The 25,950-nt window shown below is 41.3% G+C and carries 20 protein-coding genes; 9 read left to right on the forward strand and 11 right to left on the reverse strand.

Translation table 11 applies throughout. From position 1 onward, the window contains the following. Window positions 1-64 precede the first annotated feature (64 nt). Window positions 65-667, reverse strand: coding sequence for a TfoX/Sxy family DNA transformation protein (locus AC3Z9T_RS05505; protein ID WP_490125222.1), 603 nt, complete (start codon window positions 665-667; stop codon window positions 65-67). 230 nt (window positions 668-897) lie between these two features. Between AC3Z9T_RS05505 and sulA the strand changes: the two genes are divergently transcribed. After that, window positions 898-1,419: an SOS-induced cell division inhibitor SulA gene (sulA, locus tag AC3Z9T_RS05510; RefSeq protein ID WP_490125223.1), complete on the forward strand. Its 522-nt coding sequence runs from the start codon at window positions 898-900 to the stop codon at window positions 1,417-1,419. 355 nt (window positions 1,420-1,774) lie between these two features. Then, on the forward strand, window positions 1,775-2,848 hold the full coding sequence (gene ompA / locus AC3Z9T_RS05515) for a porin OmpA (RefSeq protein ID WP_490125224.1): 1,074 nt from the start codon (window positions 1,775-1,777) through the stop codon (window positions 2,846-2,848). A 200-nt stretch (window positions 2,849-3,048) separates the two neighbouring features. Here ompA and matP read toward each other — a convergent pair whose 3' ends face one another. Beyond that, on the reverse strand, window positions 3,049-3,513 hold the full coding sequence (matP, locus tag AC3Z9T_RS05520; protein ID WP_490125225.1) for a macrodomain Ter protein MatP: 465 nt from the start codon (window positions 3,511-3,513) through the stop codon (window positions 3,049-3,051). A gap of 163 nt (window positions 3,514-3,676) precedes the next feature. Between matP and AC3Z9T_RS05525 the strand changes: the two genes are divergently transcribed. The 3 genes from AC3Z9T_RS05525 (at window position 3,677) to fabA (ending at window position 6,376) form a co-directional block, all read left to right on the forward strand. Next, window positions 3,677-3,853, forward strand: a complete 177-nt coding sequence (locus tag AC3Z9T_RS05525) for a GhoT/OrtT family toxin (protein ID WP_490125226.1) — start codon at window positions 3,677-3,679, stop codon at window positions 3,851-3,853. Window positions 3,854-4,034: 181 nt separating this feature from the next. Beyond that, entirely contained in the window at window positions 4,035-5,771 is a 1,737-nt protein-coding gene (locus tag AC3Z9T_RS05530; RefSeq protein ID WP_490125227.1) for an AAA family ATPase, read from the forward strand. 86 nt (window positions 5,772-5,857) lie between these two features. Then, complete coding sequence (gene fabA, locus AC3Z9T_RS05535; protein ID WP_490125228.1) at window positions 5,858-6,376, forward strand: bifunctional 3-hydroxydecanoyl-ACP dehydratase/trans-2-decenoyl-ACP isomerase; 519 nt, start codon at window positions 5,858-5,860, stop codon at window positions 6,374-6,376. Window positions 6,377-6,515: 139 nt separating this feature from the next. Here the strand turns inward: fabA and rmf are convergent, their stop codons facing one another. From rmf to rlmKL, 6 genes are all read right to left on the reverse strand, one after another. Next, complete coding sequence (rmf, locus tag AC3Z9T_RS05540) at window positions 6,516-6,686, reverse strand: ribosome modulation factor (protein ID WP_070924870.1); 171 nt, start codon at window positions 6,684-6,686, stop codon at window positions 6,516-6,518. A 430-nt stretch (window positions 6,687-7,116) separates the two neighbouring features. Beyond that, a complete protein-coding gene (pqiC, locus tag AC3Z9T_RS05545) occupies window positions 7,117-7,674 on the reverse strand; it encodes a membrane integrity-associated transporter subunit PqiC (RefSeq protein WP_490125229.1) in 558 nt (185 codons plus the stop codon). Beyond that, a complete protein-coding gene (gene pqiB / locus AC3Z9T_RS05550) occupies window positions 7,674-9,323 on the reverse strand; it encodes an intermembrane transport protein PqiB (protein WP_490125230.1) in 1,650 nt (549 codons plus the stop codon). Before pqiB ends, pqiC begins: the two co-directional genes overlap by 1 nt. Continuing rightward, window positions 9,320-10,594 (reverse strand): membrane integrity-associated transporter subunit PqiA, encoded by a 1,275-nt coding sequence (gene pqiA / locus AC3Z9T_RS05555; RefSeq protein ID WP_490125231.1) that lies wholly within the window; start codon window positions 10,592-10,594, stop codon window positions 9,320-9,322. The genes pqiB and pqiA overlap by 4 nt, the downstream gene beginning before the upstream one ends. A 34-nt stretch (window positions 10,595-10,628) precedes the next feature. Further along, the gene (locus AC3Z9T_RS05560; protein ID WP_490125232.1) at window positions 10,629-12,536 is read right to left on the reverse strand and encodes an ABC transporter ATP-binding protein; all 1,908 of its coding nucleotides are present in this window, start codon (window positions 12,534-12,536) and stop codon (window positions 10,629-10,631) included. 12 nt (window positions 12,537-12,548) lie between these two features. After that, window positions 12,549-14,657 (reverse strand): bifunctional 23S rRNA (guanine(2069)-N(7))-methyltransferase RlmK/23S rRNA (guanine(2445)-N(2))-methyltransferase RlmL, encoded by a 2,109-nt coding sequence (gene rlmKL / locus AC3Z9T_RS05565; protein ID WP_490125233.1) that lies wholly within the window; start codon window positions 14,655-14,657, stop codon window positions 12,549-12,551. A 99-nt stretch (window positions 14,658-14,756) separates the two neighbouring features. Between rlmKL and AC3Z9T_RS05570 the strand changes: the two genes are divergently transcribed. After that, window positions 14,757-15,869 (forward strand): YcbX family protein, encoded by a 1,113-nt coding sequence (locus tag AC3Z9T_RS05570; RefSeq protein ID WP_490125234.1) that lies wholly within the window; start codon window positions 14,757-14,759, stop codon window positions 15,867-15,869. Window positions 15,870-15,967: 98 nt separating this feature from the next. Here AC3Z9T_RS05570 and AC3Z9T_RS05575 read toward each other — a convergent pair whose 3' ends face one another. From AC3Z9T_RS05575 to pepN, 3 genes are all read right to left on the reverse strand, one after another. Further along, window positions 15,968-16,513, reverse strand: coding sequence for a cell division protein ZapC (locus AC3Z9T_RS05575; protein WP_490125235.1), 546 nt, complete (start codon window positions 16,511-16,513; stop codon window positions 15,968-15,970). 264 nt (window positions 16,514-16,777) lie between these two features. Next, window positions 16,778-17,788: a quinone-dependent dihydroorotate dehydrogenase gene (gene pyrD / locus AC3Z9T_RS05580; protein WP_490125549.1), complete on the reverse strand. Its 1,011-nt coding sequence runs from the start codon at window positions 17,786-17,788 to the stop codon at window positions 16,778-16,780. Between the two features lie 295 nt (window positions 17,789-18,083). After that, window positions 18,084-20,702 (reverse strand): aminopeptidase N, encoded by a 2,619-nt coding sequence (gene pepN, locus AC3Z9T_RS05585; protein WP_490125236.1) that lies wholly within the window; start codon window positions 20,700-20,702, stop codon window positions 18,084-18,086. A gap of 543 nt (window positions 20,703-21,245) precedes the next feature. Between pepN and pncB the strand changes: the two genes are divergently transcribed. From pncB to AC3Z9T_RS05600, 3 genes are all read left to right on the forward strand, one after another. Then, window positions 21,246-22,460, forward strand: a complete 1,215-nt coding sequence (pncB, locus tag AC3Z9T_RS05590; protein WP_490125237.1) for a nicotinate phosphoribosyltransferase — start codon at window positions 21,246-21,248, stop codon at window positions 22,458-22,460. A gap of 304 nt (window positions 22,461-22,764) precedes the next feature. Next, window positions 22,765-24,165: an asparagine--tRNA ligase gene (asnS, locus tag AC3Z9T_RS05595; RefSeq protein ID WP_490125238.1), complete on the forward strand. Its 1,401-nt coding sequence runs from the start codon at window positions 22,765-22,767 to the stop codon at window positions 24,163-24,165. A gap of 533 nt (window positions 24,166-24,698) precedes the next feature. After that, a complete protein-coding gene (locus AC3Z9T_RS05600; RefSeq protein WP_490125239.1) occupies window positions 24,699-25,817 on the forward strand; it encodes a porin in 1,119 nt (372 codons plus the stop codon). Window positions 25,818-25,950: the final 133 nt, after the last annotated feature.

The raw sequence follows: 25,950 nt of genomic DNA on the forward strand, positions 1-25,950 counted from the left end.
TGAGCGGGTGCCAAAATTATCTTATCTGATGATTTTGGCACCCACGCTTTAATACCGATTAGCTTCACCCCACACTGTTGTACCAATTAATTAACTCTTGTTTGATTGGTGTTGGTAAAACAGCACTATGGTAACCTTCTATCGCTCCAGCCAAACCAATTAATAACTTAATCGTTGGAGGGAAACGCCCAAATTGTTTTAATTTTAAAAAACAGGCCTTAGCACCTATTTCGCGTAAATCCTCCGCTTTATGGATACCTATCTTACCGAGAGCCCTTTCAACTGACATATTCATATTAGGAAGATCTTTAATCCTTGTTACTACCGACAACTTTAGCTTCTGTTCCTCAACCGCAGAACGGTATGCTAAGTCGATACAGTGCATGAATAGCTCTTCGTTGTGCCAAATTTGGTCAGAAACTCGATAATAACGTAGCTCCAGTGGGATCCCTTTTTTACTGAAAATTAAGCGTTCTAATTTAATAGATTCAAAGTAACTTCTTGCAAACAAACATCCCCTCAAATAAAACAATCCCTCTAATGTAAGACCAATTATTGCATTATCAATAATGAGACAATCGCCACCAAAGTGATTCTTTCTTTTAATTTCCCCAAAACGTTTTAGTCTCTGGCCTAACCAACAATCATTTTTTTCCATTAAAGACATACACCCAAACTCCTTATGAGTATTCATCTATCTCGATCCTTGTGGCAACTATAAATATCCAAATTTAACAGGCAATTAGCGGAGCGATATTTTGAGAGAATCCACCAGAAACTCCAAGAATATTGCAGATAAAAACAACAAACTTGCGAAGCGCTTTGAAAAATTAGGCTTGATATTGGATAAATATACAGTTACTGTATATTCATACAGCTTTGTTGGCGAGGTGAATTATGGCTATCTATTCTTGGAACAAAACAACTGAACATTCTGTTAACCACTATACCCAAACTATGTCCTCAATAACGCAAATGGGCAATACACTGCAACAAGGTATGGTGAGTGAACTGGTCTATGATGAAAAGCACCCTATTATGGATTGTATTTTACTGCCAATGTTGCGGCAGTTCGGTATACAGTCACGCTGGCTGCTTTGGTTGAGCCCAAACAAAAAGCTTAGTCGTCATTGGTTAAAGCAATCAGGTTTGCCGACGAATAAAATAATGCAATTAAGTAATATGGCTTCGATCACAACAATTGAGGCAATGGAAAAGGCACTTAGAAGTGGTAATTACAGCGTAGTGCTAGGTTGGTTGCCAGACTTAAATGAACAAGATTTTTCTCGGTTACAAAGTGCAGCACAAGAAGGTCATTCTATTGGCTTTATTATGCGCCCACAAAAAACACATAATATCGCGGGTATCCATTCTGGACAGCAAAATAACCTAAAAATTCACTCTAACTATTATCACTAGCCAAGATTAAGAATATTCTTAGTAAATTTGACATTTGGATAAATCAGCTTAGGAAAGCGCCGAAAAAATAATTGAGATCAAGGGGATAGATTATAATCAACTCAAAATATGATTATGGTTATCTCTCTGATTTATCCGCTAAAAAATGTTTTTTTATAACGATTTTTGCTGCCTCTACTTGTATCTTTTTAAGTTCGTTGTAGACTTTAGCTTGTTAAGGTTATGGCATTATTTTTTACTTTTTATAAATTTTTGTAGATAATGTCAGCGAAACCTAGCAAGTATTTTAAACCAATGGCGAATAATAAGGCTCATTGAAGCCATGCCTATATTGGATGATAACGAGGCGTAGAAAATGAAAAAGACAGCTATCGCAGTAGCAGTGGCAGTAGCAGCTTTCGCAACTGTTGCGCAGGCAGCTCCAAAAGACAACACTTGGTATACCGGTGCTAAACTGGGTTGGTCTCACTATGAAGACACTGGTTTCACTCCAGTAGACCGTACTCAATCTGTAGGTAACAGTACTGACCGTGATACTTTCGGTGCTGGTGCATACGCAGGTTACCAATACAACCAGTACATGGGCTTCGAGCTTGGTTATGACTGGTTTGGTAAAATGAAATACAAAGGTGCTGGTAACAGCGGCGACCTGAAATCTATGGGTGTGTCACTGACAACCAAACTGAGCTATCCAGTAATGGATGACCTGGACGTTTACACTCGTTTAGGTGGTATGGTTTGGCGTACAGACGTTAAAGCTAACCAAGCTAACGAACCTAAGTACAAAGAAAACGACACTGGCGTTTCTCCTGTATACGCACTGGGTGTTGAATATGCAATCACTCCAAACTGGGCAACTCGTTTAGATTACCAATGGGTTAGCAACATCGGTGATAAAGACAACCTGGGCGTACGTCCTGACAATGGCATGCTGAGCGTTGGTCTAGCATACCGTTTCAACCAAGAAGCAGCTCCAGTTGTTGAGCCAGCTCCAGTTGTAACTCCAGCTCCAGTTGTTGAGAACAAGCGTTTTACTCTGCGTTCAGACGTTCTGTTCAACTTCAACAAAGCAACTCTGAAGCCAGAAGGTCAGCAAGCACTGAACGAACTGTATAACGAACTGAGCAGCATCGACCCAACTCAAGGTCGCGTACTGGTTGTTGGTTTCACAGACCGTATCGGTTCACAAAACTACAACCTGCCACTGTCACAAAAACGTGCTCAGTCAGTAGTTGATTACCTGGTATCTAAAGGCGTTCCAGCAAGCGCAATCGCTGCTGAAGGTCGTGGTAAAGAAGATCCAGTAACTGGTAACAAATGTGACGACGTTAAAGGCCGTGCAGCTCTGATCGAGTGTCTGGCTCCAGACCGTCGCGTTGAAATCGAAATTCAAGGTACAACTGAAGTTGTTGCTCAACCAGGCGCTTAATTCTTAGCCCTAGTTAGAATTTCGGACTGAATACTAAAACCCCATTTCGATGGGGTTTTTTTTGTCTTTTAACTTCAGCATTGGTGAACATATTAGGTAAAAAGCGATATACAATAGGATTGAGAGAAAAGATAACGACACGATATTAACATTTCGCGATCATCGATGATCCTCGCATCACCTTATCATGATCTTAAAAATTATATTTTACTATTTCCATTCCCTAAGATAGCTTGAAGATCTTGTTTTAATGAACTCATTTGGCTTTCATACTTATCTTTATGCTCAGCATCTTCGATCAACTGAATGATCGTCTCAGATAAAGTTTTATTGCGCTTTACGGCAAGATTAGACAAACGCTGCCACACAGAAAAATCGAGGTCGATTGATTTCTTTCGAGTATGTGGATGCTCTGCATTAAAGTGACGTTTTCGCCGAGCTCGAATGCTTTGTTTCATCCGGTTATCCAGTTGCGGATCCATATGCAGTGAAATCCACTTTAAAACATCCGTGGGTCGGTTTTCCATCTTCAGTAATGATACAATGGCTTCTTCTTCCGCACTTCTTTCGATGTAACGGGTAATTGTTTCACCACTTCTGGACTTTTTTACCAAATATTCCCATTTCCAGCCACATTCCAGATTTTCAAGCTGCTGATATTTCATATATTTTCCCGGCGAATATCAAACCTAATTCTATATTAGCAATTTTCGAGTAGAGTGCACAATCAAACCGCGGTGATCAACTTAATATTCACAAAGAAGATAACAACTAAGCACAAAATAGTGTACAATCCGCCGTCATCTGTTAACAATTTAATGAATTAGCATGTCCACATTTGAATGCATACTCCTAGTATACGGGATAGGCGGTGTATGCTCTGCTCTTATAACACTACTCCTAACAAAAGACCCTAATATTTTAATGAGATTACTCAGTGCACTCCTCATTGGCTTAACATGGCCAATGTCGTTTCCCGTAGTACTGCTATTTTCTTTATTCTAACCGATAATTCGACAATTATTGCTGCAAGATTGGCTTTCAAACGCTAATATAGCAACCTTGCCCAATGGGTAACAAATTGACCTGAAAACAATGTAAAATATCCAAACAAGATTCAGGCACACGCGCCCTGCTCACCGACAGGCATTTTACTTATAATCATATTAATAGCAGAAAAATTATAGTGATCAGTCAAGAACTAACATGGCAAGGCCTAACCCCCGACTTAACGCCGTATCAGGCGAATTTTGTCTCTTCAGATACCCTGACACCTGCTCTTTTGTCAGAAATTCAACCAAGGCTGTTTGACAGCATTGAGCGTTTCATTAAAGAAAACGCAAGGACTCGATTCATGTTTATCAAGTCCGATGAAAGTGAAGGTTATCTACAGACATTTGCCGAGGCAATCAGCCCCTTACTGACACATTTTTCGCCAATTAATGGTGACTATCAACTTACCGATAATCAACAAACCTTCAAATGGTGCTCTGAAATCAATGGGCGCTTCTCAAGCCGTACGAATATCGCCTACCGCCATTGGATTGAGCCTGAACAGCTATTTGGTTACGTTACGCCATCGATGCACCTCGTTCCAGGGCTATTACACCATGTTAATGGTGGTGTATTAATTTTGTCAGCATCCGCTCTTGTTTCTCAACCATTGATGTGGCAAAGGTTACAGAACATGGTGGCTAATCGCCAGCTGGAATGGTTACCATTTTCTGATAATCAGCCTCTTCCAATCGAGATCGAGCCACAACCACTTGATCTAAAACTGATCATCGTTGGCGATAGGCTTGAGCTTGAAGAGTTTGAATATACTCATTCAGACTTATTTGATAGTGCTCTCTACGGTGAATATGAACCCGTTATGTTCTTTGATGATGAAGAACAATTGACGTTATGGATGCGTTATATCAAGTCAATTATTGTCGCAAATCAGCTTCCTGAGGTCAGCGCTGATGGCTGGCCTGCTTTTATTCAGCAAGCGACTCGTTTTTGTGAAGACAAATTTAATCTGCCACTTGATACCTTGTGGTTAACACGCAGGTTAACTGACGCATCTCATTATCAAGCAAATAATATCATGGGCAATGCTGCATTTAACCAAGCGGTAGAAAACCGTTTATGGCGTCACAGCTTCCTTTCTGAACGTTCTCAAGATGATATATTGCAAGAGCAAGTATTTATCAAAACAGAAGGCGAAGTCATTGGTCAGATTAACGGGTTATCTGTTTTACAGTATCCAGGCTACCCAGAAGCCCTTGGTGAGCCCTCTCGTATTACCTGTGTTGCCCATTTAGGTGACGGTGAATTCGTTGATGTGGAACGTAAAGCAGAGCTTGGTGGAAATATTCACGCCAAAGGCATGATGATCATGCAAGCCTATTTAAATTATGAGCTAAAATTAGAACAGCCTCAGCCATTCTCAGCATCAATTGTTTTTGAGCAATCATATGGCGAGGTAGATGGTGATAGTGCTTCACTAGCTGAATTATGTGCACTTATCAGCGCATTAGCTCTTCAGCCTATCGATCAGCAAATTGCCGTGACTGGCGCGGTTGATCAGTTCGGTTATGTCCAGCCTATTGGTGGCGTTAATGAGAAGATCGAGGGTTTTTATGATATTTGTGCTAAACGGGGGCTAACTGGGAATCAAGGGGTGATCATTCCGATGGCAAATGTTCGCCATCTATGCACCAATGAAACTGTCGTGAATTCAGTTAAAGAAGGCCAATTTCATATTTGGCCGGTTGAACATGTTGCTCAAGCAATCACATTGCTCACTCGACAACCTTATTTTGAGCAACAAGTTGAGGGCGACAACGTACACTTGTTAGCTCTAATCCAAGAGCGCATAAATCAAGCAAATTCGCCAGAAAAACCAAAACTTCCTTGGTTCCTAAAATGGCTCGGCTGAGTAAAAAAATATCAGATCGGAGTTGTTCAGCGTACAAGTGTAAGCTATCCTGTATCCTTACTCTTAATTAAGGCTATCAGAAGAACATGGTTGATAAACGAAGTTCCTACACAAAAACTGATTTAGAAGCTTCTGGACGAGGCGAATTATTTGGTGAAAATGGGCCTCCATTACCCTCTGGCAATATGTTGATGATGGATCGCGTCATTACAATGACTGAAGATGGCGGCGCCTTTAATAAAGGTTATGTTGAAGCTGAGTTGGATATCAATCCAGACTTATGGTTCTTTGGCTGTCACTTTGTTAATGACCCAGTAATGCCAGGTTGCTTGGGCCTTGATGCAATGTGGCAATTAGTTGGTTTCTACCTTGGCTGGCTCGGCGGCGAAGGCAAAGGACGTGCACTTGGTGTAGGTGAAGTTAAATTCACAGGTCAAGTTCTTCCAACTGCTAAAAAAGTCACTTATCGCATCAATTTCAAACGCGTGATTAACCGTAAATTGATTATGGGTCTTGCTGATGGTGAAGTATTAGTTGATGGTAAAGTTATTTACGTCGCTAATGATTTAAAAGTCGGCTTATTTAAAGATACCAGCGCGTTCTAATTCCGTATTAAGCTCTAAATGCCAAAACCTCCGCTTTTGCGGAGGTTTAAAAATTGTTTTAAGGGGGGATTAAAAAAACCGTTTTTTAAATCGGATCTTCTAACAGGTAAGTACGTTTTTCTGCACTCTCTCAAAAAGGCTATGCAGAAAGAATTGCCCTGTCCTCCATGGCCTTACGCCAACCTCCTAACCAATGCGAACGTGCATCCACAGCTTGATAGGGACATAACTCTTTTGAACGCCCTGCAATACCTGCTTGATAACCTCTTGATAATGCTCTTTCTAAACGGTCTCGTTTCTGTCTTTTCATGCCTTACTTCCCTCATCGATTAAATGGAAAAGAAAACAGCACCTAGGCCCCAGAGACTTCGAGCTAGCAGTTAAAATATGCTTAGTTACCTTGCTGATGTTCCTATTAGATAGCTTCGCTTACCGCTAATGGCACTCGAAGTTTTTTTGGGGATCATTTCATTTAGGTACACTATAGAAATACCGCTGAGCGACGAGAAAATCAAGTAAAGAATTTCATATAAATGTCATAAATGCTATAAATGTGACTTAGGTTTTCAAAAAAAGACAACTATCTGATATTAATAATATAGTTATAATTATCTTTGTAAAAAAATCCATATATGGGTAGTTAGCTATTGAATAGTCAGACAAAAAAATACACCTCAGTTATATTAAAACATGAGGTGTACTTATATATACTCGTTATACTTCGAAACGCAGAGGGTTAACTACAGCTTGCTAACCTCTTTCGCGATTTCATCGGCAACCTGCTGCCAACCACTCGCTAAAGTGCGAACTAATTCAGGGTAGCCATCTTCTTTTTGCTCCAATTGGATATCAAAATTACGACGCACCACTTCTTTACCGTGAGATAGCGTCCAGAACCCTTGAACTAATACCTTCCCATCATAACGACCATTGAAACTTGTCAACGTAATATCCAGTATATCTGGTGAGTTTTGCAGTGGCTGTAGTGAAACCAAACGCCCCGGTAGTGCTGAAGATAATTCACTTACCATCGTTTGACCAAGTTGCTGTTCTAATGGACTGGCCCATAAATGCGAGCTGGCATTGCTGTAGCTGACATCGGATGTTTGGTAAGTGATACCATTCGATGTCAAAACATCAGCTAACATCACTCGCTGCAACCAAACTTGGTTTTGCTGCCCCATCACCACCGCTGCTTGTGTTGCCGGTGCTTTCACCGGCAATTGATAGTACATTTTTTCAGGGGTGCTACTGCAAGCAGCCAACATTAAAACCAATATCGATAGCAAATATCGCATTATTTTTTCACTCCTTTAGGCACAGGATCTTTCGTTGGCTCAGCTTCGAATACCAAAGCATTACTCTTGTTATTCAAAGTACGCAGTAGTGGCTGAACTTCCCTCAGAACCTGATCTAAGCGCTGCATATTATCAACCATCTTATTATAAGCAGGTGACCCTGGTTGGAACCCTTGCATTGCACGGTTCATTTCATTTAAGGTCTTTTGTAGATCTTGCGGTAAGTTCTGGAACTCTTTACTGCCCATCACTTTATTCAGCTCAGAAAGCATGACCTGCGCTTCTTTAATAGTTTTTTGCCCTTCCGCTAATGTTTGTGTCGTTTGATTCAACATTGGCTCAATTGGCATGCTATTGATTTTATCCAGCACAGAGATCACTTTTTGCTGAATTTGCGCTAAGCCACCACTGGTCGTAGGAATAATTTTATAACCAGCCACCTTATCTGGCCCTTTGTATTCAGATACATTAGGAACAAAATCAAGATCAACAAACAGTGCGCCAGTAAGTAAATTCCCTGATTTTAATGAAGCACGCAATCCATCTTTCATCGCCAAGTTCAGTTCATTTTTCAGATTGAAATCAGCTCCAACGTCTTTAGCAAAACGCTCTGGTTCGATATGAATAAGTACAGGTATGCGGAAATCATTATCTAACTTCTGATCAAGCCCTTCAGTATAGAATGGAACTTGTGCCACTGTACCTAAGCGGATCCCACGGAACTCCACCGGTGCACCCGGCTGTAAGCCACGCACAGAATCAGAGAAAAACAGGACAAAGTCTTGATACTCGGTATACAGGGAATTTTGGATACTGCTTTGATTATCAAAAAGCTTAAATTCGCTGTTTTCTTTAACGCCTTCACCCGGAACCCAACCTTGTGGTACGTCAAAGCTGACACCACCTGTCAGTAACGTGGCAATGGAGCCTAACTCAACATGGATCCCTTGCGATGACATATCAAATGCAATGCCGCTGTCTTTCCAGAAACGAACATTTGAACTAATCAATTTGTCATAAGGTGCATTAATAAACAGTTGATAACGCATATCACGATTTTTCATATCAAAATCGCTAGTTTCAACCGAACCAACACGATAGCCTCTAAACAATACAGGGTCACCTGCATTGAGTTGCCCTGCTCTATCACTGACTAATACCACACGGATCCCCTTCGCATCAGGAGAAGCTAATGGCGGTGCATCTAATAAGGTGAATTCACTGTGCTCTTTTGTCGCACGCCCCGGCTGTAACTCAATGAAAACCCCTGAAAGCAAGGTTCCCAGCCCCGTAACCCCTTCACGCCCAATCGTTGGTTTAACAATCCAAAAAGCGGAGTCGGTACGTAGCAAGTCTTTCATATCACTATTCAGACGCGCTTTGATCACCACTCGGCTAAAATTATCATCTAGGGTCACACTTTCAACAATACCAATATCAACACTGCGACTCTTAATTTTAGTTTTACCTGCTTCAATGCCTTCCGCATTGTAGGTAATTAATGTGACTTCAGGCCCTTGGTGGCTGAAGTGATAAAACAGGATCCACGCACCGATTAAAACAGTGACAATGGGGATCACCCAAACGGGTGACCAACTCTTCAGTTTACTGACTTTGGCATTAGCCTGTGGTGCTTCATGTTCACTCACCCAATGGCTCCTTCTTGTTCAACAGCTTTTACCGCATTTTTCTTTTCGCAGCGATCCCATGTCAATCGAGGATCAAAGGTCATCGCAGCAAACATCGTTAAAATAACGACGACACCGAAGAAAATAACGCCCTGTGCAGGGACTATACTCATCAATTGGCCCATTTGAACCAGTGCGGCCAAAATGGTAATCACAAAAACGTCAATCATTGACCAACGTCCTACATACTCCACTAGCTCATAAATAAAATGCATACGATGTGGATCTCGATTACCGTAGCCTTGCGAATCAAGACATAACCACGCAATACCGATCATTTTCAGTGATGGAACCATAATACTGGCAATAAAAATAATGAGTGCGACAGGATATGAACCATCACCCCATAGCAAAATCACCCCATCCATAATGGTTGAATCCATATCACTGCCTAGCATATTGGTTGTCATCACGGGCAACACATTTGCAGGAATATAAAGGAGGAATGAGGTCAATAACAGAGCAACAGTCCACTGTATGCTCTGATGTCTACGCACGTGACCGCGTGCGTGACAGCGCGAACATTGTGATTGTTCTGCGGGTAAAATAGCCGTACAAACCAGACATAATCTTAGATTTTGGCTAATACCAGTTTTACCCACCTCAAGCTTTTGGTTTAGTTTTGGGGCCGCTTCAATTTTATTCCATAACCAGTGCCTATCAAGGCATTGAAACGCCCTAACTTGCAACATACAAAATAAACAATATGGCAAAAAGCTCAACCCAACACCAATATCACCATAAGCAATCAATTTAACAAAGCTAACCAACACACCTGCTAAAAAGATTTCCGCCATGCACCATGATTTCATTTGGAACAATATGCGGCTGATCCCCACTTTAAGACCTTTAGGAATATGGACTTGTAGCCCCAAAAGAATGATGGTCACCATACAAAATGCGGGGATCACCAGTGAAAAAAACAAGAAAAACAGCGCTAACCCGCTATAACGAGTTGTTGCGATGATCTCAATAATTTGAAAAATTGAGATCTCATTTTCAATACCTGCCGCACTCATTTTGACAAATGGGAACAAACAGGCAACGAACAACATAATTAACGCGCTAAATGCATATGCTGCAGGTTGCTTATACGGGTATCGCCACTTTGAAACAAGCGTCGTATGGCAGCGTGGACAGGTCGCTTTGGTGCCCTGTTCTAATTCAGGCACCGCAACAAGCATGTCGCACTGTGTACACAGCACATGTTCGTGAGACTCATGAGAGCACAAGGTGATCCGCCCCTTTTATTTCCTAGTGTGAGAACTATCCATTCTTCAATAGTTCAAGCTCTTGCCAACGGTCGAATGCTTGTTCTAACTCTTGCTCTTTTTGAGACAACGCACTCAAGGTTTTTTCGGTCACATCATGAGGTTGATTAAAGAAGTCCGCATCACCTACGGTGTTTTGCAGTGCTTCGATTTCACCTTCAAGTTGTTCCAGCTTCGATGGTAATTGTTCTAGTTCACGTAGTAAATGATAGCTTATCTTATTATTTCGCTTTGCAGGTTCTTTTCCCTTCAGCGATTTGTCTTCGTCCGCTATTTTACTCGGTTGTGAATTTTTCAAACTCACGGTTTGTGCTTTTTGCTGCTGAGCATCAAAGTAGCCACCCGTGTAACGGTTGATCACGCCATTGCCTTCAAAAATCCAGCACTCTGTTACGCTATTATCAACAAATTCACGGTCATGGCTGACGAGTAGAACAGTACCTTGATAACTATCCACTAGCTCTTCAAGCAGCTCCAATGTCTCAACATCAAGGTCGTTAGTTGGCTCATCGAGTATCAATAAGTTACTTGGTTTTAAAAATAACCGAGCCAATAATAGCCTATTACGCTCTCCACCTGATAATGCACGAACAGGTGTCATTGCTCTTTTTGGCGGGAACATAAAGTCTTGCAGGTAACCTAACACATGGCGTGGTTTACCATTTACCATCACCTCTTGCTTCCCTTCAGCAAGGTTATCCATCACGGTTTTATCGGGATCAAGCGCCGCACGGTGCTGATCAAAGTAAGCGACTTCTAACTTAGTACCGCAATGCACTCTACCGCTACTCGCTTTTAAATCACCTAACATCAGTTTAAGTAACGTGGTTTTACCGCAACCATTTGGCCCAACTAATGCTATTTTGTCGCCACGCAAAACTTGCGCGCTAAAGTCTTTCACTAGTACCTTATCGTCGATTTGATAATTAACATTCTCTAGTTCAAAAACGATTTTCCCTGAACGCGCGGCTTCTTCTACCTGCATTTTAGCGCTGCCTAATACTTCTCGACGCTCTGAGCGCTCAACACGCAATGCTTTCAAAGCACGAACACGCCCTTCATTACGTGTACGTCTTGCCTTAATACCTTGGCGGATCCAAGCCTCTTCTTGTGCTAACTTGCGATCGAACTCTGCATTTTGCATCTCTTCAACGCGTAGTGATTCTTCTTTCGCAATCAGATAATTGTCATAGTTACCCGGCCAAGACATTAATTTTCCACGGTCAAGGTCAACAATACGCGTTGCCATGTTGCGAATAAATGAACGGTCATGCGAAATAAAGACAATGCTACCTTGGAAATCTTTCAAAAAGTTTTCTAACCATAAAATGGTTTCGATATCCAAGTGGTTGGTTGGTTCATCAAGGAATAACACACGTGGATTACTCACTAAAGCACGCCCTAATGCGGCTTTACGTAACCAACCACCTGATAATGAAGAAAGCTGTGCATCCGCAGGTAGATCGAGTTTTTTCAAAACATCGCTAATACGAGCATCCAATAACCATAGATTTAAGTTATCCAACACATCTTGTAGTTCAGCAAGTCTATTTAAATTCTTTTCGCTCGGGTCTTCTTCAACCAATTTAGAAACATGATGGTAGTCTTTAAGATAACCAGCTTGCTCCGCAACACCTTCTGCGACAAAGTCAAAAATCGTCCCTTCAACATTACGTGGAGGATCTTGCTGTAATCGTGCCACAATCAAATCTTGTTGATAAAGAAGCTGACCGTCATCAAGCGGCTGCTCTTTTGTCAACACTCGCATTAACGTCGACTTACCCGCGCCATTACGACCTACTAAGCAAACACGTTCGTTTTCTTCAATATGAAGTTCAGTATTATCCAATAAAGGCGCATCACTAAATGCAAGGTATGCGCCTGACAAATTAATTAAAGCCATTGATATTATCCTTTACGCTGCATGGCGAATTAGCCAGCAGTTATGAATCTGACGGTTTCGAGCAAAGTCTTCTGAGCGAGTTTTGGCGGTAATTTCTTCTGCTTGTAGCCCTAACTCAGCGAGTGCCTCGAGATCCATTTTAAAACCACGCTTGTTGTTGGAGAACATAACGGTTCCGCCTTTACGTAACAAACGTTTTAAATGAGTGATCAATTGAATGTGATCACGCTGTACATCAAAGGTACCATCCATACGTTTTGAGTTTGAAAACGTTGGTGGATCAATAAAGATCAGGTCAAACTGCTCATCACTGTTTGCTAACCAATTCAAACAATCAGCCTGGATCAAACGATGCTGACGGCCAGTTAAGCCATTTGCTTGCAAGTTTTTCTCAGCCCATTCCAAGTAAGTGCGTGACATATCAACAGAAGTGGTACTTTTCGCGCCACCAAGCCCAGCATGTACTGTTGCTGATCCTGTGTAACAGAACAGGTTTAAAAAATCTTTGCCATTACTCATTTGCCCTAACGTACGACGCGCAATACGGTGATCTAAAAAGAGACCCGTATCCAAATAATCAGTTAAGTTAACCAACATTTTCGCGTTGTATTCATTGACTAAAAAGAAATCATCTTTTTGAGCCAATTTTTCATATTGCTGTTTACCCTTTTGACGTTGGCGTGTTTTTAATATCAACTGATTTGATGAAAGCTGTAAAACATTCATCGTTGCAGTGATCACATCAAAGAGGCGCTGGCGTGCTTTTCGTTCATCGACAGTTTTTGGTGGTGCATATTCCTGAACAACCACTTTCTCACCGTAGATATCGACAGCAACGTTATATTCAGGTAAATCAGCATCGTAGACACGATAGCAATCAACCCCCTGTTGTTTTGCCCATTTACTGAGTTTTTTATGATTCTTACGCAGTCTATTGGCAAAATCAGGTGAAATTTCACCAACAGTTTCTGATGGTGTTTCAGCTAATAGATAATTTTTTTGTACACAATCCAACGGACCATTTTTCGCTTTGAATTCACGTTCGGAACGTAATTGCAGGCAACTTAACAGTTCAGGTGAACCACTGAAAATTGATAAACGCCAACCTGGAAAACGTGCTTTGACCACTCGGCCTAATTGGCTATGTAAAGCAATCAGCGCTGGCTCACTTTCTAGACGCTCACCATAAGGTGGGTTACTGAGAATGGTACCTTTGACTTCTGTTTTGACTGGATTTTCCAGCATCGCTGCATCGCCTTGGTTAAAGCTAATCAGCTCTTGCACCCCTGCTCTACGTGCATTAGCACGCGCCATATCAAGAACACGTTTATCAATATCAAAGCCATAAAAACGTGATGTAGTTTCTTTTAAGCCTTGACGGAAACGAACTTGCGCTTCAGTTGTCAACTCACGCCAGAGTTCAGGGTTATATTTTGACCATGCATAAAAACCCCAGTGTTCACGATGTAAACCCGGCGCTCTATCAGCCGCTATCATAGCCGCTTCAATCACTAATGTTCCTGAACCACACATTGGATCGACAAGTGGCGTGCCTTTTTGCCAACCAGAACGGTTAATAATCGCTGCCGCTAAGTTTTCTTTTAATGGTGCTTGCCCTGCTAAATCACGATAACCACGAATATGTAGTGAATCACCACTGAGATCGAGTGCAACACTGGCTTTTTCTTTATTAAGATACACATTAACACGAATATCAGGTTGCTGACGTGCAACATCTGGGCGCTGATCTATTTTGCGAACAAAGCAATCTACAATGGCATCTTTGACTTTTAATGCACCATATTGGCTATTACGAATTTCTTCGTTAGTTCCACTAAAATGGACCGAAAAGGTATCATCAACGGAGAAAATTTCTGTCCAATCGATAGCCTGTACACCAAGGTACAGGTCTAAGTCGCTGTAAACATCAAACTCATTCAATGGTAATAAGATACGGGATGCCAGCCTGCTCCACAGCAGACTCTGATACATCACCCGTTCATCAGCCTGAAAGTGAACGCCCCCCTGTGCGATTTTGCACTGGCTAGCGCCCAGAGCCTCTAATTCAGATTTCAGTAGTTCTTCTAGGCCACGAGCTGTGCTGGCAAACAGAGAATTCATAGTATTTTTTACCAATTTGGATGAAAAATTGTTGCGCATTATAGCTAATCTTATGCACTTGTCATAAAGTTGCTCTGCAACAATTATAAGGATTAAAAAATGATAACGCTTTCGCGCCTTTATACACACCCAGTCAAGTCTATGAGAGGGATCCGACTATCCCATGCCTACGCAGATTCCAGTGGGTTAATATTTGATCGCAATTTTATGGTAACAACGCCTGAAGGTAAATTCATCACCGCAAGAAAATACCCTCAAATGTTACTATTTACACCAGCAATGTTAAATAATGGCCTGTATCTCAAAGCGCCAGATGGTGAAAGTGTGACGGTATTGTATCAGGACTTTGATCAGAATCAGAGCCCAACTGAAGTTTGGGGTAATCATTTTCACGCACTGATTGCTCCAGAAGCCATCAATACTTGGTTAAGTGGCTATTTTGATGAACCAGTGCAACTTCGCTGGTTAAGCCCCCAGCTGTCACGTCGGGTCAAAACCATGCCTGAAGTGCCGATGTCGTTTGCTGATGGCTATCCATTTTTATTGATTAACGAAGCTTCAGTTCAAGAACTGCAAAGGCGTTGCCCTGCGAGTGTTAAGCTCGAACAATTTCGCGGTAATTTGATTATCACTGGTGCAAAACCTTTCGAAGAAGATACTTGGAAAACGATCCAGATCGGTGATGTTGTCTTTAGTTTAGATCGTTCTTGTAGTCGTTGTATTCTAACCACTGTTAGCCCAGAAAAAGGCATCAAACACCCTAACAGTGAACCGCTAGCAACCTTACAAACTTTCCGTACTCGTGAAAATGGCGATGTCGATTTCGGGCAAAACGTGGTCATCAAGAATACAGGTATTATACGTGTTGGTGACACCGTGACAGTGCTTGAAACAAAGCAGCCGAACCAATATATCCCTCGAGAAAGAGAAACTGAAGTTAAACCTATCACAACAACACCACTAAGTACGGTGACGATGACTTTTGAACACAAAGAATATGAAGGAAACAATCAAGAGGTTATCCTTGAACAGCTTGAATCAAAAGGCGTATCAATACCTTATTCATGCCGCGCTGGGATTTGTGGTAAATGCCAAATAAAGCTGATTGAAGGTGAAGTCACACCATTAAAACAAAGTGCAATTAAAGATAATGGCTATATATTAGCGTGTAGCTGTATTCCGAAAAGTGCAATTAAATTATCTTTAAAATAAATCATTGAGCCATCATAAATTAATTATTATTTTAATGATGGTTTTATCGATCATAACATTACTATTTAATCACAAAACGATCATGGGAGATCTATTAGCTACATCACTTTCCCATATAGCAGGGCACTCGACTTACGCTTATAATGCCTCATGCGATCGTTCATGATCTTAATTGGATCACAAAAACGCAATTTACGATCCGGCAATTCTAATTGAGCCTCTGCGAGTAAACATAAACTTGCAGAAGCACCAGCTTCGGCAATAATAAAAGTCGCAACATTATTGGTATTTTCTAAACAGACCTGAACCAGTTGCCCTTGGGTTGGGGCAGCCATGTCATGGGAGGAAGAAAAATACCAACTCTTTGGCATTTGAGGCTTTAAAAAACGAAACGCAACCAAGCTATTTAAAACTAACTCTGCTCTTTCTTCATTAGATAGATTGAGTCTTTTTGCTTGCTCATCGAATATATAAAACTCCCCTGCATCTTCAATACTAAATGGCATTTCAGCGCGAGCAAATGCAGTGAGCATTTTTGCAGGAAAACATGAACGAAATATCATGCCATTGGCGAGATCTAACATCACCCTATCGTGGTCATGATCAAAATACCAACGCCAATGATCATCGGGTTTTATTTTCATATACGAACCCTTTGTGATTTATCGGTAAAAAACATTTTATAACTCTAAATAATTCGAGGTGTAGCAGCCATAAAAATGAGCACTTAAATCATAGATGCAATGAATGCAATCAAACAGCCTAGAAGAAATGCTCAATATGACTATTCTAAATCTAGCTCGCTATACCACAACCAGAACTATTATGAGTACAAAATAACGACTCAATAACAATATAAAAGAAAAGGGGGCACAAATAAAGCCCCCTTTAGGTAAATTTACAGTTAACTATATATGGTTCACAATATCTTTTATTAATTTTGGCCCATTATATATAAAACCTGAATAAATTTGGATTAATGAAGCCCCTGCTTCCATTTTTTCCCTAGCAGAAGTTAATGAATCAATTCCACCCACACCAATAATCGGTAATTTACCATTTAACTCACGAGAAATTATTCGAATTACTTCGGTGCTTTTTAGCTGCACAGGACGCCCACTTAAACCACCTGCTTCGTTGCAATGATTTAACCCTTGAACTAAAGAACGATCTAATGTGGTATTCGTCGCAATAACACCATCAATATTATGGCGAACTAAACTATCGGTTACCTGTATTATTTCTTCTTCTGTTAAATCAGGAGCAACTTTGACAGCGACAGGAACATACTTTTGATGTCTTGATTGTAATTCCAATTGCTTCTGTTTAATTCCACTTAATAAATCATCTAATGCTTCACCATATTGCAATGTGCGTAGACCCGGTGTATTTGGTGATGAAATATTAATAGCGATGTAACCTGCATGGTTATAAACCTTATCCATACAAATTAAATAATCATCTTTTCCTTGCTCAACTGGCGTATCTTTATTTTTACCAATATTAATTCCAATCACGCCACCGTAAGTTGATTTCTTCACATTCTCAACTAAATTATCTACGCCTTTATTATTGAAGCCCATACGGTTAATCAATCCTTCCGCCTCTACTAGCCTGAATAATCGAGGTTTATCATTACCTGATTGAGGCCGAGGTGTCACCGTACCTATCTCAACAAACCCAAATCCCATTGCACCAAAGGCATCAATGCATTCACCGTCTTTATCTAAACCTGCGGCTAACCCAAGCGGGTTTTTAAATGATAACCCCATGCATTGAACTGGTTTAGTAGCGACAGATTGACGGAGAAGACATTTAAGTGGGGAATTATTCAAACGCTGGAGCTGGCGAAACGTCAGTTCATGAGCTTTTTCTGGATCAAACTGGAATAGAGCCTTGCGGGCAAGGTGATATAGCATATCTGATAACCTATTAGCGATTAAAGACACAATGCTCCGCGCGTCAAAACACTCGCCAAAATTTAATTTTGCCAAGACTATTTTTAACTGGGATACATTTTCATCCAATAAAACGCGACATAGATTACCCTATCTGAGCTAGTTTTATCTATGAAAAGATCAATTTATTGTTTGTTCGTCAGTTTAACAGCCAATGACTGTCAATATCAGATTGTTATTAACGGTTGATTTTAAAGAATAACCCCTGAAAATGATCATCAGGGGCTATTAGTATTGGCTAAAAAATTAAACTCATTTAGCTTTCAAGTGCTTTAGTCACTTTCTCAAATAAATCACCAGAAAGGTTATCTAAACCTTTCAATTGCTCTAACGTGTTACGCATCAAACCTTGACGTTTTTCATCAAAACGTTTCAAACGGATCAGAGGCTCAATGAGTCGTGAGGCCACTTGTGGATTACGTGTATTCAAATCAACTAAAATTTCATATAAGAACTGATAACCACTACCATCTAATGCATGGAATGCCGCTGGGTTCCCTGAGGTAAATGCACCAACCAATGAACGAACACGGTTTGGATTACTCATAGTGAAAGAACGATGCTCTAACAGGCCACGAACTGTTTTCAGTACATCTGCTGCTGGGCGAGTTCCTTGCAGAGTAAACCATTTATCCATTACCAAGCCATCATGGTGCCAACGTTCATCAAACTCAGCCATTAACTCAGCCAGACAAGGTAATTGAGATTCGCTCGCCGCAGTCAATGCCGCAAGTGAATCCGTCATGTTATCTGCACCGTGGAATTGGTTAGAAACCAGTTTATCAGCAAGCGCCTGATCATCCCCTGCAGCAATGTATTGCAAACACACATTACGTAATGCACGTTTAGCGATATCTTGATGATCAACACGATAACCATCAATTTGGATTGATTGATAAATCGCTAAAAATTCGTCAGCCATACCTACCGCTAATTGATGTGCAATAAAATCAGCAACAACATGGATAGCATCTGGATCGATGACATTGAAAGACTCAGCCATCTCATTTTCGGAAGGTAAGGTTAAAATCAACGCTGCGAGTGCAGGGTCAATATTATCACTCAATAAAACCGCTCTGAATGCATCAACCACATGCTCAGGGAAAACGAGTGCTTCACCTGCTTGGTGATTAGCAACGTTGATTTTCACGTAATTGCTGATCAGCTGTTGAGCCGCATCCCAACGAGAGAATTCATTGCTCGCATGCTGCATTAAAAATGCGAGTTGCTCATCACTATAGGGGTAATCTAATTTCACTGGCGCTGAAAACTCACGTAACAGTGATGGCACAGGACGGCTAGTCACTTCATCAAAGGTAAAGGTTTGGGACTTTTGAGTGACATTTAAAACAGAGTTCACTGCACTACCGAGGTGTTTTAATGGGATAACCTCGCCATCTTCACCATAGAGCTCAATATCTAATGGAATATGCAATGGATGCTTCTCTGACTGATCCGCTGTTGGCGGAGTCATTTGACTCACATGCAAGACATATTGTTGTTTCTCAGGAAAATACTCATCGCGAACAGTGAGAATTGGTGTTCCTGATTGGCTATACCAACGGCGGAACAATGAAAGGTCAACATTAGATGCATCTTCCATCGCCTGCACAAAGTCATCACATGTGGCTGCACTACCATCATGGCGATGAACATACAGTTGTATCCCTGCTTGGAACATCTCTTCACCCAACAGCGTATGGATCATGCGGATCACTTCTGAACCTTTTTCATATACTGTTAAAGTATAGAAGTTGTTCATTTCGATCACTTTCTCAGGACGAATTGGGTGAGCCATTGGGCTAGCATCTTCAGCAAACTGAGCCGCCCGCATCACTTTAACGTTATTGATCCGATTTACGGAGCGAGAGCCCAAATCTGAACTAAACTCTTGATCACGGAAAACCGTCAGACCTTCTTTCAGGCTTAATTGGAACCAATCACGACAAGTAATACGGTTACCGGTCCAATTATGGAAATATTCATGACCAATCACAGACTCGATGTTTAAATAGTCTTTGTCTGTTGCAGTTTCATTTTTAGCAAGCACATATTTTGAGTTGAAAACATTTAGCCCTTTGTTTTCCATTGCGCCCATATTAAAGAAATCAACAGCTACGATCATGTAGATATCAAGGTCATATTCAAGACCAAAACGATCTTCATCCCATTTCATGGCATTTTTCAGCGATTGCATCGCCCATGGCGCACGGTCAAGATTGCCTTTATCAACAAATAGCTCTAAAGCAACTTCACGGCCAGTGCGTGTAATAAAAATATCCCGAAGAACATCAAAATCCCCCGCCACTAATGCAAACAGGTAGCTTGGTTTTGGGAATGGGTCTTGCCATTTAACCCAATGACGTCCATCTTCTAAAATACCTTCCGCAACACGGTTGCCGTTTGATAATAAATAAGGATAGCGTTGCTGCTCTGCTGTAATCGTCGTCGTGTAACGAGCTAGTACATCAGGACGATCTAAATAATAGGTAATATGACGGAAACCTTCGGCTTCGCACTGTGTACACAGTGCATCACCAGAAACATATAGCCCTTCTAATGCCGTATTTTTTTCAGGACTGATTTCATTAACAATACGCAATGTGAAAGACTCAGGCAGCGATGACAGCACCAATTTACTGTCTTGCTCTTGATAATCAGCCCATGGTTGCCCATTCACTTCAACACTGACTAATTGCAGGTCTTCGCCATGCAGTTCAAGGGTAGAAGAGTTAACATTTAACCGTTTGACTTGGCTTACTGCCGTAACAATGGTTTTTGCAGGATCAAGGTTAAAATCAAGGTCAATTTCTGTGATGGTATAATCAGGTGCTTGATAGTCCTGACGATATTTCGCTTGTCGCAACTGGGTCATAAGTAACCTTTTTATTCGTAAATTCGATATCGTAGTTTTCTCTTTGTTCTATTTATACTCTAAATAATTCGAGGTGCAGCCAAGCAACAAGTGAATGAGTCGCTAGGAGCATAGCAAACACTGTGACTGCCGCGAATGAGCGTAGTCACTTATGTCTTAACGAAAAGCGCTGCAACTTGAAGTATGACGAGTATTTACACTATACGCTGCTACGACACCCTTGCCTATAATTTGGCTTTGAAAAACCATTTTCATCGTTTCTAGACTCTAGTATCAACAATTGTTAAAAATTGGTTTGTTCGTTGATGCTATAACGCTGTTAAATAGAAAATTACGTGTTAGTATCATTTCAGACTTTAATGACCCACAATGCATATATTAACGCTTGTTAAATAATATCGTCATTTGGGTCGATTGATTGGAAATGTGATATCAACATTAGGCGATGATTTTGACTTCTATCTTCTAACAAAATGAGTATACTTTTCCAACTTTAACGATTTAGCTAATAAGTAGATAGCTCCGCGAGGATGCCTGCGCGCCATGAATTTAGACGCTACCCCGATTATTACATCACTGCTCGACACTGATGCTTATAAGCTTCATATGCAGCAGGCCGTGTTTCACCATTACAGCCAAGTTCCGGTCGTTGCCGAGTTCCGTTGCCGTAGTAGTGAAGTTTTAGGCGCCTATGCCAATGAAATCCGCCAACAAGTGCAACTAATGGCAGACCTCTCCCTCACCGAGGAAGAATTCCATTATCTAAGTCGCCTTCCTTTCTTTAAAGAAGACTACCTTGTATGGTTGAAACAATTTCACTTTAAACCTGAACAAGTGGATATCTCGACCACGAATGATGGCCATTTAGCCATTCGTATCAGTGGGCCATGGGTCGAGGTCATTATGTGGGAAGTCCCCCTACTTGCCCTTGTCAGTGAAATTGTTCAGCGCAATAGACACCCACAAATTACTGATGAAGACGCCGTAAAGCAGCTGAAAAAATTACTCACTGTTTTTTATAGCCAAGCGGAAGAAAACCATATCGATCTTAGCCGCTTCAAATTAATGGACTTCGGCACCCGTCGCCGTTTTTCATATAATGTACAATCCGCTATTGTCTCAATGCTCAAAAAGGAATTCCCTTACCTTGTTGGCACAAGCAACTATAAGCTAGCTCATGAACTGGGACTCTCCCCTGTTGGGACACAAGCACATGAGTGGTTCCAAGCACACCAACAAATTAGCCCTGAGTTAGCTAACAGCCAAATCGCCGCCTTACAAAGCTGGCTGGATGAATACCCCGATCAGCTCGGTATTGCTTTAACCGACTGTATCACCATGGATGCGTTCTTGCGCGACTTTGATGCCAATTTTGCGAAGCGCTACCAAGGATTGCGTCATGATTCAGGTGATCCGATCGAATGGGGCGAAAAAGCGATTGCCCATTATGAAAAACTAGGTATCGACCCAATGAGCAAAACATTGGTGTTTTCTGATAGCCTCGATCTACAAAAATCATTAGAGCTCTATCGTTATTTCCACAAACGTATCAACCTTGTGTTTGGTATTGGTACACGATTAACCTGCAATATTCCTAGCGTTATTCCATTGAATATCGTGATTAAACTGGTTGAATGTAATGGCAAACCTGTCGCTAAACTTTCTGATAGCCCAGGCAAAACCATTTGTGAGGATGATGAATTCGTCAATCAGTTACGTAAAGCGTTTGACCTACCCAAAATGGAAAAAGCCTGTTAGTTCTCTTTTTCCGCCTTGCGTGATGCCCTTCTCTGTTCGCAGGGCGCCACGCAAAAAATACACTTCTTCTTGCTATTAATACGTGAATTGAGTTATAGCTTAATCTGTTTGTCCATTTTGGTGCAAATGCGCGATTTTTTACTTGTTTCCTGCCCCACGGCAAGTAACATAGAAAGTCGACTCTGAAATATCGCATTTCAGAAACACAAATACGTTCACTGACCTGTAAATAAGCTTTAAATGCTTAGTGAGTGCAGTGGAAATATCATTATTTATTTCGTTTATATAAAAGAGAGTAATTTTTATGATCGTAGCGCCTGTAGCCGATGTACTGCAAGGCCGTGTGGCGGTTGGCTCCGAAGTCACCGTTCAAGGCTGGGTACGTACAAGGAGAGATTCAAATGCTGGTTTTTCTTTCCTCGCCGTTTATGACGGTTCTTGCTTCAATCCATTACAGGCTGTCATCAATAATAATTTATCCAATTATAACGACGAAGTACTGCATTTGACGACAGGCTGCTCTGTTGAAGTGACTGGTATCGTCAAAGAATCACCAGGCCAAGGTCAATCCTTTGAAATGGAGGCAACCGCCGTTAAAGTGGTTGGTTGGGTTGAAGATCCTGATACTTATCCAATGGCAGCAAAGCGCCATAGTGTTGAATTCCTACGTGAAGCGGCGCATTTACGTCCACGTACTAACCTAATTGGTGCTGTTGCGCGTGTTCGCCATACCCTCGCTCAAGCACTACACCGTTTCTTTGATGAGCAAGGCTACTTTTGGGTTTCGACGCCAATTATCACCGCATCAGATACGGAAGGCGCAGGCGAAATGTTCCGCGTTTCAACGTTGGACTACAATAACTTGCCACGTAACGATAAAGGTGAAGTTGATTTTAGCGAAGACTTCTTCGGCAAAGAAGCATTCTTAACCGTATCAGGCCAATTGAACGGTGAAGCTTATGCAACCGCACTGAGCAAAGTCTATACCTTTGGTCCAACCTTCCGTGCTGAAAACTCCAATACTAGCCGTCACTTGGCTGAGTTCTGGATGGTTGAGCCTGAAGTTGCGTTTGCTAACCTTGATGACGTTGCAGGTCTGGCTGAGCAAATGTTGAAGTTTGTCTTCAAAGCTGCACTAGATGAACGCCGTGACGATCTTGAGTTCTTTGCTCAACGTGTTGATAAAGAAGTTATCAATCGCTTAGAAAACTTTGTGAGCTCAGATTTCGCTCAAGTTGATTATACCGATGCGATTAAAATCTTAGAAACTTGTGGCCAGAAATTCGAAAACCCAGTTTACTGGGGTGTTGATATGTCTTCTGAACATGAGCGCTATTTGGCAGAACAACACTTTAAAGCGCCTGTTGTTGTTAAAAACTACCCGAAAGATATTAAAGCTTTCTATATGCGTCTCAACGAAGATGGCAAAACGGTGGCTGCAATGGACGTTCTGGCTCCTGGCATCGGTGAAATCATTGGTGGTTCACAACGTGAAGAACGCCTAGATAGGTTAGATGCGCGCCTTGCAGAAATGGGTATGAATAAAGAAGATTACTGGTGGTATCGTGATCTACGCCGTTACGGCACCGTGCCTCATTCAGGTTTCGGCCTTGGTTTTGAGCGCTTAGTGGCCTATGTGACTGGTGTTGGTAACGTCCGTGAAGTGATCCCATTCCCACGTACACCAAGAAATGCTGCATTCTAATTATTAGCGATATGTTGTTCATCGGGCTATTTTTTAACAAAAATAGCCCGATATTATTTCGGCCCACCTATTGCTTCCCTCTATAATATTTGTTAGCTACATCACACTATTGTTTGCATAGTTCAATAAATAGTCTATTGATTAGCTCGATTTACCTTAGCTAAGAAAAATCTGTTTTTTTCATCATTTTTGCGCTTTTCTTCGGATAAATCTATTACTTATGTCTATCTAATCTGTTCAAAAAAAGCTCAATTTCACCTTTAAAAAAGTTCCCTAAATTTTGTAATTATTTTTAAACTGGTCATACCAGTGGTTACTTTATAGTCTATTTTTTACATTTAGAAACACCTTGTTACTATTTGTTTCAGAATCTTTATTTTTGTAGCACTTTGAGGGTAGATAAATTTATTTAGCAATGGAACACTGGACGCCGACATAGACGACACTAATCTCTCATAAATAGTTCCAATTATTTTTGCGAATTATTTTTGGCAGTGGCAGGTGTCCGAATAACACCAATGAGGGTAATAATAATGATGAAACGCAATATTCTTGCAATGGTTATCCCAGCTCTGTTGGCTGCAGGCGCAGCAAACGCAGCTGAAGTATACAACAAAGACGGCAACAAATTAGACGTTTACGGTAAAGTTGACGTTCGTCACTATTTCGCTGACGGTAAAGGCAGCGGCAATACTGGCAATACTAAAAGCGAAGATGGCGACGATTCTCGCGTTCGTTTAGGTGTTAAAGGCGACACTCAAATCACTGACCAACTGACTGGTTTCGGTCGTTTCGAGTGGGAAACTAAGACTAACAAAGGCGAAGATGCTAACGAAAACAAAAACCGTTTAGCATATGCTGGTCTGAAATTTGCTGATTTCGGTTCAATCGACTACGGCCGTAACTACGGTGTTATCTATGACACGAACGCATGGACCGACGTTTTCCCACTGTGGGGCGGCGACACTATGGCTCAGTCAGATACTTACATGACTAGCCGTAACCGTAACCTGTTAACTTACCGTAACAACAACGCATTTGGTTATGTTGATGGTCTGAGTTTTGCTCTGCAATATCAAGGCAAAAACACTGACGAAAACAAATCAGGCGCGAAAAACGGTGCAGCTTACAAAAACAACGGTGACGGCTACGGTCTGTCAGCAGCTTACGACTTAGGTTGGGGCGTATCACTGGGTGGTGGTTACTCTAACTCAGCACGTACTACTAACCAACAAGACCACAGCGCAGCTGGTGGTGATCGTGCTCAAGCATGGAACGTTGGTGGTAAATTCGACGCTAACAATGTTTACTTAGCAGCAATGTATGGTCAAACACTGAACACTACTCACTACGGTTCTACTGATACTATTGCTAACAAAACTGAAAACGTTGAATTAGTTGCTCAATACCTGTTCGATTTCGGTCTGAAACCATCTATCGGTTATAACCAATCAAAAGGTAAAGACCTAGGTGCATACGGTAACAAAGATCTAGTTAAATATGTTTCTGTTGGTTCTTACTACTACTTCAACAAAAACATGTCTGCAGTTGTTGATTACAAAATCAACCTGCTGAAAGACAACGACTTCACTCGTGACTCTGGCATCAACACAGACAACGTAGTTGGTCTGGGTCTGATCTACCAATTCTAATTATTGTTTAAACAATAATTTAGATAGCAGTGAAATCTGTTTTGAAGAGCAACGCTTCGGCGTTGCTTTTTTATTGCCCACAAAATGCTATCCATCAAACAATACCTTATTAAATATAGGGTCCATCCATACT

It is taken from the genome of Providencia sp. 6390, from assembly GCF_058148425.1.